General features: G+C 71.2%; 15 protein-coding genes. 7 read left to right on the top strand and 8 right to left on the bottom strand.

Going from position 1 to position 15,149, the window contains the following annotated elements; translation table 11 throughout:
* Positions 1–254: 254 nt before the first annotated feature.
* Complete coding sequence (locus ACFW1I_RS13980; protein WP_384669562.1) at positions 255–935, bottom strand: NUDIX domain-containing protein; 681 nt, start codon at positions 933–935, stop codon at positions 255–257.
* Positions 932–1,315 carry a DUF4406 domain-containing protein gene (locus tag ACFW1I_RS13975; RefSeq protein WP_384669561.1) on the bottom strand — a complete coding sequence of 128 codons (384 nt, stop codon included), beginning with the start codon at positions 1,313–1,315 and terminating at the stop codon, positions 932–934. Before ACFW1I_RS13975 ends, ACFW1I_RS13980 begins: the two co-directional genes overlap by 4 nt.
* Positions 1,316–1,364: 49 nt before the next feature.
* Between ACFW1I_RS13975 and ACFW1I_RS13970 the strand changes: the two genes are divergently transcribed.
* Positions 1,365–2,123 (top strand): DeoR/GlpR family DNA-binding transcription regulator, encoded by a 759-nt coding sequence (locus ACFW1I_RS13970; protein WP_384669559.1) that lies wholly within the window; start codon positions 1,365–1,367, stop codon positions 2,121–2,123.
* 70 nt (positions 2,124–2,193) lie between these two features.
* On the opposite strand, the gene ACFW1I_RS13965 is transcribed toward ACFW1I_RS13970, so the two are convergent.
* On the bottom strand, positions 2,194–3,084 hold the full coding sequence (locus tag ACFW1I_RS13965) for a LysR substrate-binding domain-containing protein (RefSeq protein WP_384669556.1): 891 nt from the start codon (positions 3,082–3,084) through the stop codon (positions 2,194–2,196).
* Positions 3,085–3,195: 111 nt separating this feature from the next.
* Here ACFW1I_RS13965 and ACFW1I_RS13960 point away from each other — a divergent pair, with 111 nt between their 5' ends.
* Positions 3,196–4,212: a DMT family transporter gene (locus ACFW1I_RS13960; RefSeq protein ID WP_384669554.1), complete on the top strand. Its 1,017-nt coding sequence runs from the start codon at positions 3,196–3,198 to the stop codon at positions 4,210–4,212.
* A gap of 109 nt (positions 4,213–4,321) precedes the next feature.
* Here ACFW1I_RS13960 and ACFW1I_RS13955 read toward each other — a convergent pair whose 3' ends face one another.
* Entirely contained in the window at positions 4,322–5,056 is a 735-nt protein-coding gene (locus tag ACFW1I_RS13955) for a class I SAM-dependent methyltransferase (protein ID WP_384669552.1), read from the bottom strand.
* A 213-nt stretch (positions 5,057–5,269) separates the two neighbouring features.
* Positions 5,270–5,716, bottom strand: a complete 447-nt coding sequence (locus tag ACFW1I_RS13950; RefSeq protein ID WP_384669550.1) for a DUF6228 family protein — start codon at positions 5,714–5,716, stop codon at positions 5,270–5,272.
* Positions 5,717–5,954: 238 nt separating this feature from the next.
* Here ACFW1I_RS13950 and ACFW1I_RS13945 point away from each other — a divergent pair, with 238 nt between their 5' ends.
* On the top strand, positions 5,955–7,067 hold the full coding sequence (locus ACFW1I_RS13945; protein WP_384669548.1) for a hypothetical protein: 1,113 nt from the start codon (positions 5,955–5,957) through the stop codon (positions 7,065–7,067).
* 44 nt (positions 7,068–7,111) lie between these two features.
* Here the strand turns inward: ACFW1I_RS13945 and ACFW1I_RS13940 are convergent, their stop codons facing one another.
* A complete protein-coding gene (locus tag ACFW1I_RS13940) occupies positions 7,112–7,444 on the bottom strand; it encodes a hypothetical protein (protein ID WP_384669546.1) in 333 nt (110 codons plus the stop codon).
* A gap of 343 nt (positions 7,445–7,787) precedes the next feature.
* The gene (locus ACFW1I_RS13935) at positions 7,788–8,144 is read right to left on the bottom strand and encodes a hypothetical protein (RefSeq protein WP_384669544.1); all 357 of its coding nucleotides are present in this window, start codon (positions 8,142–8,144) and stop codon (positions 7,788–7,790) included.
* Between the two features lie 138 nt (positions 8,145–8,282).
* On the opposite strand from ACFW1I_RS13935, the gene ACFW1I_RS13930 reads away from it, so the two are divergent.
* The 4 genes from ACFW1I_RS13930 (at position 8,283) to ACFW1I_RS13915 (ending at position 14,506) form a co-directional block, all read left to right on the top strand.
* Positions 8,283–11,150, top strand: coding sequence for a BTAD domain-containing putative transcriptional regulator (locus ACFW1I_RS13930; protein ID WP_384669542.1), 2,868 nt, complete (start codon positions 8,283–8,285; stop codon positions 11,148–11,150).
* A gap of 302 nt (positions 11,151–11,452) precedes the next feature.
* Complete coding sequence (locus ACFW1I_RS13925; RefSeq protein WP_384669540.1) at positions 11,453–12,379, top strand: NADP-dependent oxidoreductase; 927 nt, start codon at positions 11,453–11,455, stop codon at positions 12,377–12,379.
* Between the two features lie 56 nt (positions 12,380–12,435).
* Positions 12,436–13,371 carry an AraC family transcriptional regulator gene (locus tag ACFW1I_RS13920; protein ID WP_384669539.1) on the top strand — a complete coding sequence of 312 codons (936 nt, stop codon included), beginning with the start codon at positions 12,436–12,438 and terminating at the stop codon, positions 13,369–13,371.
* A 319-nt stretch (positions 13,372–13,690) separates the two neighbouring features.
* Positions 13,691–14,506, top strand: a complete 816-nt coding sequence (locus ACFW1I_RS13915; RefSeq protein WP_384669538.1) for a hypothetical protein — start codon at positions 13,691–13,693, stop codon at positions 14,504–14,506.
* A gap of 65 nt (positions 14,507–14,571) precedes the next feature.
* Here ACFW1I_RS13915 and ACFW1I_RS13910 read toward each other — a convergent pair whose 3' ends face one another.
* Positions 14,572–14,958: a DUF6416 domain-containing protein gene (locus tag ACFW1I_RS13910; RefSeq protein ID WP_384669537.1), complete on the bottom strand. Its 387-nt coding sequence runs from the start codon at positions 14,956–14,958 to the stop codon at positions 14,572–14,574.
* Positions 14,959–15,149 lie beyond the last annotated feature (191 nt).

Below are 15,149 nucleotides of genomic sequence, written 5' to 3'. Positions count from 1 at the left end.
GTGCGGGCTGCCGCGTCAGCCGGCCGTCCGAGGGCGACCGCGCACCTGGCCCTGGCTTGGGGGCGGTGTGGAAGCGTGGCGCCCGCAGGGTGACGCGGGTCGTTCGTGCACGGCACTGATCCGGGAAGTCAGGTCGACCTACCGCATCGCACGAATACCAGGGCCTCCGTCGTGGCGGGCGGCGGAGGCGACCATCGGCCGGCGGGGCACGCGGCCCCTGATCGCTGATGTCCGTCAAAGGGGATCACGCACGGTTAGCCGGTGCTTACCGGGGGGCCGAAGGGGCCGCGCAGGGCGGCCCATTGCAGGAGAAGGATGGTCTTGCCGTCGCTGATGCGTCCGTCGTGAGCCATGGCGAGGGTGTCGGCGAAGGGCAGTTCGAGTACTTCGATGTCCTCGCCGTCCTCCTCGAGACCGCCGCCGTCGCCGGTGCGGTCTGCGGGGGTGTAGGGCGCCGCGTAGAAGTGCAGGCGTTCGGTGACCGAGCCGGGGCTCATGTAGGCGTCGAGGACGTGGGTGAGCGGGCCGAGCGTGACGCCCAACTCCTCGGCGCTCTCGCGCCGGATGGCGCTGAGCGGGTCGTCGCCGTCGAGCAGTCCGGCCGCGGCCTCGACGAGCATCCCGTCCGGGTGGCCGTTGACGTAGGCCGGGTAGCGGAACTGACGGGTGAGCAGAACGCGGCCGCGCTCGAGGTCGTACGGCAGGACGACCGCGCCGTTGCCGCGGTCGTACGTCTCGCGCTGCTGGGTGACCCAGCGTCCGTCGCGGCGCCGGTAGTCGAAGGTGGTGCGGCGCAGCACGTGCCAGCCCTGCGAGGTGAGCTCCACGTCGCGGACGACGACGTCGGGGTTGCCGTCCAGGTCGCGCCCGGCTCGGTCGAGGCCGGTGCGTCCGCGGTGGTCGGGAGTGTCGATGCCGGGACGACGGGCGTTCACGCGGCCTCCTGCGGGGTGCGCCGGGGGATCTCGGTCACGTCGTGGTAGACGGGCAGGCCGCGACGGCGGGCGGTGGCGACGTCCTGGTCGGCCCCGGTGGATTCGCCGGGCAGCCGCAGTACGGCGTCGCAGTGGGCGAGCAGACGATCGGCGGCGGGGTAGAGGACCTGGTCGGCGAGGGTGTCGGTGGGGCCCGCGCCGGCCGAGCGAAGGACGGGAAGAGCGATCCACTCCCCGATCACGGGCACGTGGCCCGCCGCGAAGACCGGCCACGCCGCCGCTTCGAGGCGGGCGAGGTTCGCGGCCATGGCCTGCGGGTCGCCGCCGGTTCCGGAGCGGTATGGCCCGGCGATGAGGATGAGCATCGGCTTATCGGTCATGGCACGCTACAGTACACGCAGAAACGTGCAAGAACAGGAGAGAGTGTGCATGCTGGCTGCTGAACGGCGCGACCACCTGCTCGATCTGCTCGCCCGCGAGGGGAAGATCGTCGCCAAGGACGTCGCCGCCCGGTTGGGGATCTCCGAGGACAGCGTGCGGCGCGACCTGCGCGATCTCGCCGCCGAGGGACGGTGCCAGCGGGTGTACGGCGGCGCACTGCCCGTCTCGCCGGCGGTGGTGGACTACGCCGCCCGCCACACCGTGGCCCCGGAAGGCAAGCGAAAGGTCGCTTCGGCGGCGGCCGGGCTGGTCCAGCCGGGCAGCGCGCTGATTCTCGACGGCGGAACCACCGCCCTCGCCGTCGCCCACGCGCTCCCGCGGGACCTGGCCTGCACCGTGATCACCCACAGCCCGACCATCGCCACGGCTCTGCTCGACCACCCGCAAGCGGAGCTCTTCCTGCTCGGGGGCCGCGTCTTCAAGCACTCGGCGGTCACCTGCGGCGCCGCCGCGGTCGAGGCAGCGCAGAACGTCTCCGCCGACCTCTGCCTGCTCGGCGTGACCGGCGTACACCCGGAATCCGGCCTGACCACCGGAGACGCCGAGGAGGCGGCGATGAAGCGCGCCCTGGCGGCGCGGGCCGCGGACACGTACGTCCTCGCCTCCTCCGAGAAGATCGGCACGGCCTCACGATTCCGCGTCCTGCCCTGGGAGGAGATCAGCGGCGTGATCACCGACGCCGACCCCGGCGACGCCGTCGTCGAACGGCTCAGGGCGCTCGGCGTGGAGGTTCTGACCGCCGGCTGAAAGCGCACGCCGCCATGAGACGACGATCGGCGGGAAGCCGTACTGCCAGAGCTGCTCCCCTGCCCGAGCGTCACTGCGGCGGTACGTCACGGAGGGCCGCGAGCAGGCCGCGGACGGCAGGCTGACCCATCGACGTCTCCCGCACCGCCGCGTGGATCACCCTGACCGGCTCCGGACCGCGCACGGGGCGCACGACGACCCCGGGATGACGGTTGACCAGGCCCATGGTCGGGATGAGGCCGATCCCGAGGCCGGCGGCGACGAAGCCCTGGGCGGTGGCGTAGTCCTCGCTGTCCACGACGAAGTTCGGGCTGAAACCCGCGGCACCGCAACTGTCGAGCACGGTGTCCAGGCAGGGGCCTGACCAGTCGCTGCGGACCCACGGCGAGTCGGCGAGGTCGGTCAGGTCGAGCACGCGTTTCGCGGCGAGGCGGTGCCCGGCGGGCAGAACGGCGCGGTAAGGGTCGTCGAGCAGGTGGACGAAGCGCATGCCCTCCTGGTGCCGGTCGCGTGGGCGGACCGCGACGGCGAGGTCGGCCCGGCCTTCCGCCACCTCGACCAGCGGGTCCTCGGGGTCGGTCATCCTGAGGTCGACCCGTACGCCGGGGTGTTCCTGTCGGAACCGGGCGAGCGCGGGCGCCACGAGCGGGGCACCCGCCGTGGCGAAGTAGCGGATCGACAGCAGCCCCGTGCGGCCGGCCAGCAGGTCGGCGAGGGCGCTCTCCGCCTCGGCGACCTGCCGGCTGATGACCGCCGCGTGTTCGCTGAGCAACCGTCCGGCCTCCGTCGGCTGAACGCCACGACCGACCCGCTCCAGCAGCGCCGTGCCGGCCTGCTTCTCCAGTGCCGCCACTTGCTGGCTGACGGCGGAGGGGGTGTACCCCAGGTTCGCGGCCGCCGCGGTGACGGACCCGCTGGTGACGACCGCGCGAAGGACCTGCATGCGCCTCACATCGAGCATGTAGCAGAGCTTAAAGGTCCGTTAGAACTCTTCGCTTGTCCTGTTGTGTTCCGCCGGGCAGATTCGTTACGGACCGACAGAGCGACGGAGTTACGGAGCGGGGAGGCGGCAATGAAGGACGGCCGACATGGGTCGCTGGCACGCGTGGCGGCGCTCGCGCTGCTGTGGGGATCGGCGTTTCTGTGGATCAAGCTCGCTCTCAACAGCGGACTGACGCCCTTCCAGATCGCCTTCCTCCGTTCCGCCCTCGGCGCGACGGTCCTGCTCGCGCTGTCCCGCGGCGCGCACGAGCGCCTTCCGCGGGACCGTGGGACCTGGAGGCGGCTCGTGGTGGCCGCCTTCTTCTGCAACGCTCTGCCGTTCCTCCTCTTCGGCATCGCCGAGCAGAACGTCGACTCCGGACTGGCGGGCGTCCTGCACGCGACGACTCCGCTGTGGTCCGTACTGATCGGCGCCCTCATCGGAACGGAGCGCCACATCCCTCCGGTCCGATGGGGCGGACTGCTGCTCGGATTCGCCGGAACGCTCATGATCTTCGCTCCCTGGCAGGCCACGGGACTGCTGAGCAGCAGCGCGCTCGCCCTGCTCGCGGCCTCGGCGAGCTATGCCGTCGGCTTCGCCTACATGGGGAGCAAGCTGACGGGCCGCGCATCCGCCCCGCTGTCGCTCGCGGCCGCCCAGCTCGTCGTCGCCACCGCGCTCACCGCGCCCGGCGCGCTGAGCAGTGACACGGCGTCCGTCGATCTCGATCTGCGAGCGATCCTGGCCGTCCTCGCCCTCGGGATCCTCAGCACCGGGTTCACCTTCTACCTCAGCTACCGCCTCATCGCCGACGAGGGAGCCACCAGCGCAGCCACCGTCGGCTACCTCCTGCCCGTCGTCTCCGTGGCGCTGGGTGCGATCGTCCTCGACGAGAAGATCGGTCTCCGGGTCCTCGCGGGAGCGGCTGTCGTGCTCGCCGGTGTCGCGGCGACCCGGTGGCACACTCGTCCCGCGTCACCTGCGGACACGGCGACACGCTCGCCGGAACCGTTGGGCCCGGCGGAACCGGCGGAACCGACCGGGCAGGGCGGGCCCGACGGCTCGGCGAGCCCGGCGAGCCCGGCGTCGCGAGGAGGTGGGCATTGATACGACATCACCCTCCCCCTCCCCCACATGGCCAGCCTCGTCCGCGCTCGTACGCATATTGCGGCCGTCCCACGAGCACCCTTCCCGCCGGTCTTCCTCCTGCGAAACATCAGCGGTGGGCGATCACCAGAAGTTCGCCGTCTCCGTCACCGACCGGTTCCCGGTTCCATCCACCGTAGACGTGCCCGACCTGGAAACCCGCGGTATGCAGTGCCGCACGGACTTCCCTCTCGGTCCGAAATCGCAGGGTCGCGGTGCTCTGCAGTTGCTGGTGGTTGGAGAAGGTGTAGTGGTGAGTGAAGGAGACCGCGCCGTCGATGACCGCGGTGACCTCGGTCCAGGCCGTGACCACAGTTCCGTCCGCCAGTTCGACCTGCCGGTGGGAGTCGACCGGGTTCCACGACTCCCAGCGCCGGGCCTCAGGGTCTCGGGTGTCGAAGACCAGGCGTCCGCCCGGCACGAGTGCACGCCTCAGATCGGCGAGAGCACGGCCGAACTCCTCATCCGTGACGAAGAACTGTGCGACATGGCTCGTCATGACCGCGACGTCGAACGCCGCGTCGGGCAGGTCCGCCGAGGTTCCCTCCACCCAGGTCACCCGTTCGGAGCCGGGTTTGGCGCGAGCCGCCTGGAGCGAGGCGCTGGCCGGGTCGACGCCGGTGACCACATGGCCGGCCGCGGCCAGGCCCAGGGCCAGCCGCCCCGTCCCGCAGCCGAGATCGAGCACCCTCCCTCTCGGGGTCTCGCCAACCACACCAAGAAAGAAGTCGTCCTCACGTGTCCACGGACACTCGGCATCGTAGACAGTTACCAGCAAGGGGTCACGGAACTCGGCATGCAACATCAGCGGAGGCTAACCAGAACTACGGGAGATCGACCACCCATTACAACGTCCAACGCTCTGTGACACGGTGATCCGGTGTCGATCCGGCCCGACACCGCACTTCCGCGGAAGTGCACATGGCCGACGCGGCTTACCTCTCCGAGCCGTTGATCGACCAGATGCTCACGCCGACCAGGCCGCGCCGCGCGAGCAGCGGCACGCGGGACGGGCGGCCTATCCCTGATGGAGGAAACTCCGCACGTCGGAAGCCACCCTCGACATCTGCTCACCCGCTTCGAGGGTCGTGGTAACAGAACACTCCCACGCGTCTTCGGCAAAGATCCCAGAGCGCAGACCCCAACTCAGCTGAACGTGGCCACCGGAGCGGAAGAGCGCCGTCAGGACCAGCCGATTGGTCACCCATGACCTCTCGCCCTCCCAGCCTCGGAAATCCCTTGCCAGGCCGTCCAGGAACTCGGTCAGGTCCCCGGCACGATCCCACACCGAGACGCTCACCGAATCGAGCCGTGCGCACAAGCCGTCCGCCATGACCTCCACCGCGAACGCGATCTCATCCTCGTCCACACGGGTCCGATCGAAGAGGCGGACATACGTCGCCGGCGCCGTCGGACTACGGACGACGAACTCGGACCACTCAGCGGAAACCTCGAACAGACTCACCCGCCGAACCCTACGAGGCAAGCAGCATGACCGTCATGGCAGTTCCTGCGGCACCGGCTACCGCCGCCGCTTGTTCGGCGGATCAGCGCGTCGTACGCTCGGGTCCGTGCACGCCACCCTGACCGATCACGCCCGACGCCCCTGACCTGCAGTTCCTGTGGCGGGCCCGGTCGGTGTCGGGAGCCGGGCACGGCACCCCGCCAGTGGAAGGATCCACGACGGCGATGGGGTCCGTCGCATGCCCGTGAACCCGCATGATCTCCTCACCGAGGGCGCGGCGATACGTCTGGCCGGTGACAACGTCATCGGCTGCGAGACCGAGGGCGCCTCCGTCCTGCTCGGTGACGCCGCGACCGTGATCATCGCGGAACCGCGGGACGGGCGCGACGTGAGCGGCGTATGGAACAGTCGCCGGTTCCACCTTCACGGACCATTCGTTCCCGACGTCGGCGTCCGCCTGTTCGGACATCCCCCGGACTCTCCCGAATGGAGCTGGAGCCAGGGGCCGGACATCCGACCGGTTCACCTGCTGACCCGGCTGCCGGAAGGTTGCGCGTACCTGGGAGTCGGCAAGCCGGGGCAGGCCGGATACACGGACGAATGCCTGGACTACGCGGCCCTGACGATAGAGCCGGAACTGACGCCGGAGCTCCTGAACCGGGTCAGGCCACCTGCGGAACCCGAAGCGTTGCCGAACCTGGGCTGGCTCGCACGCATGTCCACCAGCCCGCTCGAGGCGCTGACGGAGTTCATCGAAGGCTGGGTGCCCGAGACCTGCGACGACCTCGGCGCGTTCGCCGCAGCGGCGCCACGGGCGGTTCCCCAACCGCTTGCCCTGTTCTACCGGCTGGCCCGACACCGGCCGGCTCTGCTCGGCGTTCAGAACCGTCTGCGGCCCCCGCACGCGTGGCGGGAGGAACACGACGGCCTGATCGCCTTCGGGGACGAGAACCAGGGCGGATTCACCTGGCTGTTCGATCCCTCGCGCCCCGACCCCGACGTGTGGATCGACCAGGACGGGTACGAGCTGCGCCGCGAGCACTTGCCGCTGAGCGGCTTCCTGCTCCAGTACGCCTTGTACGAGGCCATGGTGAACGCCCCTTACAACGCCCTGCGTTCCGATCTGGCCCCCGAGCACCTCGACACGCTGACGGCAGCGCTGACACCGGTGCCGTGGAAGCCCTGGCGCTGGCCGAACGACTCCACACGCTTCTACGTCGCGCCGGGCGTCATCGCCGAGACGACGGACCAGTGGCACGGGAACACCTCCGTGTGGGTCGGGGCGGTGCATCGCAGTGTTCTCCGGCCGCTGGGACGACTCGGAATCCCCTGGACCAACTTCGACGGCTGAGCTGCCTGGCCCGCCGGGCCCGTGGGCCCGGTCGGTGGCCCTCGTTACCTGGCCAAGGCGAGGAGGTCGTCGACGCTTGTGATGCCGACGAGGGTGAGTGCGGTGACGGACAGTCCTGCCATCGTGGTCCAGTACGTCGCGGCGGTGGTCCTTCCGGCCGCTACGTCCTTGCTCAAGTGCTCCGCGGCGGTCATGAGCGCCCAGAAGGGGCCCAAGAAGAGGGCCAGGCCGATCGCGATCTCTTCCAGTGTGAGGCGGTCGCCCTCGCGTACGCCCATGGCGGACAGCACTTTGAAGGCGAGAACGCCGCCTGCCAGAAGCCCCAGGACGCCCCAGATCACGTCGCCGTCTGGACCTGAGCGGTTGTCATCCGTCATGTGCGTCCCCCACCCCCTTGGTGTGTCCCCGCAATGCGCGAAGCTACGCGGCCGGCGAAGCCTCCGCTCGCGTCACCGTCCGCCCTTCCAGGGCCGGGTTCCACTCCGTGTGCGTCCACGCCCCTGAGCAGGTCCACACCTGTCGGTCGGCCGATCAGGACCCACGAGATTGAGACAGCGTCACTCCTCACGCAGTGACTCCTCTGGAGCAGCCACCGCCCGTGACCGTCGCTTCCACGGCTTCGACCTCGTCCAACCGGTGCAGGGGAAGGCCGGCGGTTGCATCGGCCGAGCCCCGGCGCCTGCCCGTGCCTGCGGTGGACCCGCATGGTGGACCCGCGCATCAATCGCGGTCTCCACTCTCGGCAGGTCGCCGGCGCGGCGCGACAGCGGCGGGGAGATCGGAGGTCTCCGGTTCGGTGTAGCGGGCGTGTGCGAGTACCTTGCGCACGGCCATCCGCAGATCCCGCAGACCGGTGGCCACACGGTCGTCGGCGAAGACCCGGCCCGGGCGGACACGGGCGTAAGCGCACCACGTGCCGTCGTCGCCGCGGATGGCCCGGCCGACGGGGAAGCCACCGGGAAAGCCGTCGTCCACGCAGACGTACACCACGCCGCCCCGCTCGACCGGACGGTCCAATACCAGCAGGATCCCGTACTGTCCCGATGGCGACGTCAGCGCGTTCGATTCGGGCGTCATCTCTCTGTCCCTCCAGCTCAGCCCCTCGGCGGGGCACTTGCGTCAGCCAAGCGGAAGCCGCTGCAATGCCGATGAAATTCCGATGACGCGAAGCGGAGGCACGGCGTGGGGGCGCAGCAGGCGCGACGGCTTCGGCTCATGCTGCTCGGGCCAGTACAGCTCTGGCGCGAGGGCGGGCGGCTGTCGCTCGGGCCGGTCCGCCGCCAGGCGGTTCTGGTCGCGCTCGCGCTGCGACCGGGTGTCCTGGTCAGTCATCAGCTGCTGCTCGATTCGGTCTGGGGTGACGATCCCCCGAGGACCGGCCGGAGCGTACTGCCCAGTTATGTGTACGCGCTGCGTCAGGAGCTGGACGTTCCGGGAAGCGGACCGGAGAAGTCCCTGATCCGCGGGGAGCGGGGCGGGTACCGCCTGGTCTCCGACGGCTTCACGTTCGATGTGACGGATCTCGCCGAGCTCACCGACGCGGCCCGGCGGGCGAGGGCGGCCGGTGACCCGGCCGCTGCGGCGGAGCTGCTGGCGGACGCGATGGCCCTGTTCGACGGTGAGCCGCTGGCCGGGTTGCCCGGGCCGTTCGCCGAGCAGGAACGCGAACGGCTGCTGAACCGGCGACGCGAGGCACACGTACAGCGGCTGGAATGCCTGGTCGACCTCGGCAGGTACGGCGAGGTCGTCGACGATCTCACCGAGCTGTGCGCGTCCAGTCCTTACGACGAGCCGCTCGCGGCACTGCGGATGCGGGCCCTGTCCGGCAGCGGTCGCCGGGGCGAAGCCCTCACGGTCTTCGCGGACCTGAGCCGACTGCTGCGCACCGAGCTGGGCGTGAGCCCCGGCGACGCGCTCAGCGAAGTGCACGGGGCGATACTCCGTGGGGATCCGGTGATACTGCCCGGCACATCCGCACCTGCACCTGCACCCGCTCCCGCATCCACGCGCCCGCCCGCGCCCGCCCGCCGAGTGGTCAATGAACTGCCCGGAGACGCCGGCCGGCTGATCGGGCGGGAGACCGAGCTGGCTCGGCTGAGGGGTGCCGCGATCCCGGGGGCCGTGACCGTCCGGACCGTGGACGGGCCGGCAGGAGTCGGCAAGTCGGCACTCGTCGTACGCGCGGCGCGCGAGCTGAGCGGGGAGTATCCGGACGGTTGTCTGTTCGTGGATCTCCGCGCCCACAGCGCACAGCAGCGGCAGACGCCCGTGCGGACGCTGCAACGGCTGATCCGCTCGCTGAGCACGGAGACCGGTGAACTCCCGAGCGATCTCGATGACTTGGTCTCCGTATGGCGGACCGCCACCAGTGGGCTGCGGCTGCTGCTCGTCGTGGACGACGCACTGGACGCCGACCAGGTACGGCCGCTGTTGCCGGCGGGCGCGGGGAGTCGTGTGCTGGTGGCAGGCCGGCGGCGGCTGGCGGGGCTGGACGCGGATCTGCGGATCACCCTGGAGCCGCTGACAGCGGACGACTCCGTGTCGCTGCTCGCCGACATCATCGGGTCACAGCGCTCGGACCAGGAACCCGACGCGGTCCGGCGGCTGGCCCGGCTGTGCGACGGGCTCCCGCTCGCCCTGCGTCTGGCCGGGTCACGGTTGCAGAGCCGGGCCGCCTGGACCGTCGCGCACCTGGTGGGCCGGATGGCGGGCGAGGGCCGGCTCGGAGAGCTGAACGCCGGGGACCGCAGCGTGGAGACGGCGTTCCAGATGTCGTACGAGTATCTGCCCGTCGCGCAACGACGCGCCTTCAGGGTCCTGGGGGTGACACCCACGGTGGAGTTCGACGCGCTGACACCGGCGGCGATGCTGGGACTCCCCCATGCCGAGACAGAGGTACTGCTGGAGGAACTCGTCGACACCAGCCTGGTCCAGCAGCCCCAGCCGGGCCGCTACCGGCTACACGATCTCGTCCGGGCCCACGCACGACGACTCGCGCACGCGACCCCGGGCGAGACCGCCGGCGCCCGCGAGGCCGCGCTCCGTCTCCATCTGGGCGCCGCCCGGATGGCCAGCGACTGGGGTGCGCAGGGCTTCCCGACCGGCCCTCGGCCGCTGGACGGGACGTTCACGACCTGGCAGGAGGCGCAGTCCTGGCTGGACGCGGCCGGCGGCGAACTCGCCGATGTCGTCGCCCACGCCGTATCCGCGGGCGACGCCGATCACGCCTGCTGGCTGGCCGAGGGCCTGACCGACTACTTCGTCCGGCAGGGCCGCTACCACGAGGCCGAGACGGCCGTGGAGACCGCCCTGGCCCATGTGGACGAGACGACCGACCGCCGGATGCCGCTCGCCCTGTGGAACTGCCTCGGCTACACCGCGATCCACCAACGCCGGTACGCCCGGGCCCGTACCTGCCTGGAGCAGACGTGGAAACTGCTCGCGGACCATCCCGACGTCCATGAGGAGAGCCGGGCGCACACCGCCATGGGCGCCATGCAGTTGAGCCTGGGCGACGCGGGATCCGCCATCCGTCATACGAACGAGGGCATCGCCCTCGCCCGGAGCGCGGGCAGCGACTGGGTCGCGGCAACCGCACTGATCATCCAAGGACTGTCGTACTACTTCGACCGCCAGAACGAGCAGGCGCTGGCCTGTTTCGCCGACGCCTTCGCGCACGCGGAAGCGATCGGCCGCCCCCGGACCATGGGCCGGGCGCTGAGCTGCGCCGCCGACGCGCACCTCCGGCTGGGCCGGTTCAAGCAGGCCAAGCGTCATCTGCGGGCGGCGGTGGTCCTGGTCGACCAGGTCAGCGACTTCTTCCTGTGCGCGCGCAGTCTGACCCGGCTGGGCACGGCGGAGCAGGCCGACGGGGACCCGGAGGCGGCGATCGTCCTGCACCATCAGGCCCTGCGCCAGCACCGGTCGCTGTCCCGTCTCACCGAACCCAGTTACGACTGGCTGGAGATGGACATCCGGGCGCGGCTGGGCCACGCCTACCTGGCGACGGGACGCTGGCGGCAGGCCGAGCGCGAGTTCCAGACCGTACGAGACATCCACACCCGCTCCAAGGCCGACCGCTGACGGCCGTCCCCCGCACCCCGCCCGGGGCGACAGGCCGGGTGTGGGCGGTGACCGTCCTTCGGGTACGCCTGTGCTCTCCGGCTCCGCGATCAGGGCGGCCGCGGTCTCGGGTGTGAGTCGTTCCCGTGCGCGCGGCGAGCGCTGCCGCCTGGGCCACGTCGGCCGCCTCCGCTGCCGGCGCCGTGGACGCTCGGACATCTTTCGAAGACTGGAGGATATTCAGCGGCTCGTTCGATCTTCCTAGTGTGGAGGCAGATGAGGGGCGGTCGCCCCGAGACCACTACCGCAACAGGGAGTTCACCATGCGTGCTGTCATCCAGAAGTCCTTCGGCGGCCCCGAGGTCCTGGAGCTCGCCGAGAGGGACAAGCCCGCCCCGCTCGGCGGTGAGGTCCTGGTCCGCGTCCACGCGAGCGGCGTCAACCCGGTGGACGTGGCGGTGCGTTCCGGCGCGTACCCGCTCCTGGGCGAGCCGCCGTTCGGCGTCGGCTGGGACATCTCCGGCGTCGTCGAGGAAGCCGGTCCCGGTGCCCGCTTCAAGGCCGGGGACGAGGTCTTCGGCATGCCGTTCTTCCCGCGCGCGGCCACCGGCTACGCCGACTACGTGGCGGTGCCCTCGCGCCAGGTGGCCCGCAAGCCCGCGTCGCTCGACCACGCGCAGGCCGCCGCCGTGCCGCTCGCCGCCCTCACCGCCTGGCAGGGCCTGGTCGACGCGGCCCGCGTCGCCGAAGGGCAGCGGGTGCTGATCCACCGGGCGGCCGGTGGCGTCGGACACTTCGCGGTGCAGATCGCCAAGGCGCGCGGCGCCCACGTCACAGCCCTGACGAGCGCCGCCAACCACGATTTCGTACGCGAGCTCGGGGCGGACGAGATCATCGACTACCGCACCACCGACTACACCGAAGCGGCCGAGGACATCGACGTCGTCTTCGACTCCAGCTCCGAGGGCGAGCGCGCGCTGAGCGTCCTGAAGCCCGGCGGCACCCTGGTCAGCATCATGGAGCACTGGAACACCGAGCTTGCCGCCCGCGCCGAGAAGGAGGGCCGCCGCTTCGCCGGGATCTCGGTCGAACCGGACTACGCGTCCCTGGAGGCGATCGCGGCCCTGATCGACGCCGGCCGCGTCCGCCCGCACGTCTCGGCGACGCTGCCGCTCGAACAGGCCGCGAAGGCCCACGAGTTGGTCGGCTCCGGCCGCACCCGCGGCAAGGTCGTCCTGACCGTGGCCTGAGCAGGGCGGGTTAGAGTGCGGAGGAAGACCGGGAGAGGTACGGGGAGGGGCGGGAGTTGGACATCCTCACGGAGGTGCTGGCCTCGATGCGTACCGGGCGACCGGTCTCCGTCCGGACCACCGGACGGGTGCCCTTCGGGCTGAGGCTGCCCCCCGTGGCCGGCGCGGGGTTCCACGTGGTGCTGTCGGGCACGTGCTGGCTCGTCCCGCTGGAGGACGCGGCCCATCAGGCTCCCCTGCCGCTCGGCGCGGGCGACGTGGTCTTCCTGCGGGACGGGCGCGGTCACATCCTGGCCGACCACCCCGACACGCCGGCCGAGATCGAGCGGGAATCCCAGTTCAGTCCGGGCTCACCGCTCGGCACGGTCACCGTCGGCGGCGAGGGCGCCTCCACCCACCTGCTGTGCGGCAACTACCACCTCGACCAGGCCCGCCCCCACCCCCTCGTACGACAGCTGCCGGAGATCATCCACCTGCCCGCGAACCCCGTCCGGCATCCCGAACTGACCTCGGCCATACAGCTGTTGCGCGCGGAGCTGGAGCAGCCGCGCGCGGGTTCCGGCGGTATCGTGCCCGCGCTGATCGACTCGCTGCTCCTGTACATCCTGCGCGCCTGGCTGGAGGAGGGTCCGGCCGTGCAGGCCAGGGGCTGGGCCGCCGCGCTCGGGGACGCGGCGGTCGCGCCGGCCCTGGCGGCGATCCACGAGAAGCCGGGCTTCCCGTGGACCGTGGAGTCGCTGGCCACCCGCGCGGGCCTGTCCCGTGCGGCCTTCGCCCGCCGGTTCAACGACCTGGTCGGTGAGCCGCCCATGGCGTATCTGACCCGCTGGCGCATGACGACCGCCGCGCGGCTCCTACGGGAGTCCGAGGTCCCGCTGTCGACGGTAGCCGCGCGCACCGGTTACGGCTCCGAGTACGCCTTCGCCAAGGCGTTCAAGCGCGAGTACGGACAGGCCCCGGGCGGCTACCGGCGTGAGGTGCGCGCCGCCTGACCGGGGATCACCACCGGCGGCGTTGGTCGTACAGGTGACGGGCGGAGCGATCGCATGCGCTCGACGCCGCCGGTGTACGGCCCACCGGCATCGAAACCCGCCGGTCGGCGCCGGTCCGCGCGCCCGCCTCTGCTCGGTCCGCGGTCAGGCCCCGGCGCGGATCCGTCACGCCACGGCACGCGTCGGCGCGGCGCGTGCGAGCCCCATGGGCTGCATGGAGCATCGCGGGCGCGTCGTTCCCGCCGGAGCGATTCCGGTGTGATCGGCTGGTCGGTGGGGGTGGCCGAAAGTCGACCGACCTTCTGTCTGGGGCCTGGGCATGCTGACCATCATCACCATCGCGGCGATGGCCGCCGCACTCGCCTTCGGGCTGGCGGCGAACCACTACCGGCGTCGACGGGCGTCCCCGAAGGGGGACGAGGAAGAGGCGTCCGTCAGCGACCTCGTCAGCCCGCTGGAGACGCTCGCCGTCCTCCTCGTGGCGTTCGTCATCGTCGTCGCGGCGGAGTCCTTCGGCTCGGCCGGCGTGGCCGTGGGGGCCGAGGCCCACCGCGTCGACCAGCTCTACGAGGTGGCCGACTACGCCCCCGAGCCCCAGCGGGAGCACATCCAGGCCGACGCCGTCTGCTACGCCCGCGCCATCCTCGCCTACGAGTGGCCGCAGATGGACAGGAACGGCGAGAAGGCCCCTGAGGCGTCCGTGTGGTCCTCGGACTTCCGCCGCCACTTCAAGGAGCTGGCCCGCACGGACGCCGACACGCTGGGCCTGCTGGTCGACGCCGACGACGAGCGCTCCGTCGCCCGCCAGGCCCGCCTGGCCGAGGCGGCTCCGGCGATCCCGCACGTCGTCTACTGGTTCATGGTCGTCGCGCTCGCCGCCACGATCGGCGCCTTCGCCTTCGGCCTGCCCGCCAGACGCGGGCCGTCGCACCTCGTGCTGCTGTGCGTCCTGACCGCCCTGTTCACCGGCTCGCTCCTCCTCATCGAGGACATCGACCGACCGTTCTCCGGGCAGATCCACATCTCCAGCACGGCCATGGAGGACACGGTGGACGACATCGGCGAGGACTACGCCCAGGACCACCCGAACCGCCCGCTCCCCTGCGACGCCCACGGCGCCCGCACGAGCCCGTAGCCGTGCGCCGCATCACCGGTCACCGGCGTCCAGAAGCGTCGGTTCCGGCGGCCTCGCACCCGCGCCTACGCCTCCAGGGCCGCTGCGAAGAGGGTGGCGACGGACTGCTTCACCGCGTAGTCGGCGCCGCCTTCGGCTTCCCACCAGTGGAAGGGGAAGCGGCGTCCCGCCTCCCTGCGTGCGCGGCCCGCCGTGTTCATGTAGCCGGCCAGCACGTTGGGGTTGTTCTTGGTGCCGTCGGGGTTGAGGTCGAACCGCTCGACTATCTCGTCGCAGGGGACCAGGCGTCCGGGGGTGGCGCACAGGTAGTCGAAGATCTGCTGTGCGGTCGTGGACAGCGCCTGGTAGTAGGCCACGGCCCGCGCGTGGTCGTCGGCCGTCCAGTCGGGACCGTCGTGGCCCGATCCACCGGAGTGCTTGTCCCACAGGGGATGAGCGTCGTCCAGGTACACGAATGCTGCTCCTCGTCCTTCTTCGGGAGACCCTGTTCCGGGCCCGGGGGTGTGGCGTGTGTTCGCGCTCCTCGCGATCGTAGACGAGGCCGGCCGGGGGGAACGGACGGGGCGGACACCCCCGCCGGCGCCCCACGGGGTGCCCCCCCCCCGTTCGAAACCGGGGCGAGAGGGCGCGAAGGCCATATTAA

Origin of the sequence: Streptomyces sp. NPDC058955, from assembly GCF_042741435.1 — a bacterium.
Classification (GTDB): Bacteria; Actinomycetota; Actinomycetes; order Streptomycetales; family Streptomycetaceae; genus Streptomyces.
The sequence above is the reverse complement of the archived record's forward strand: the minus strand, read 5'-3'. Positions and strand labels throughout refer to the sequence as shown.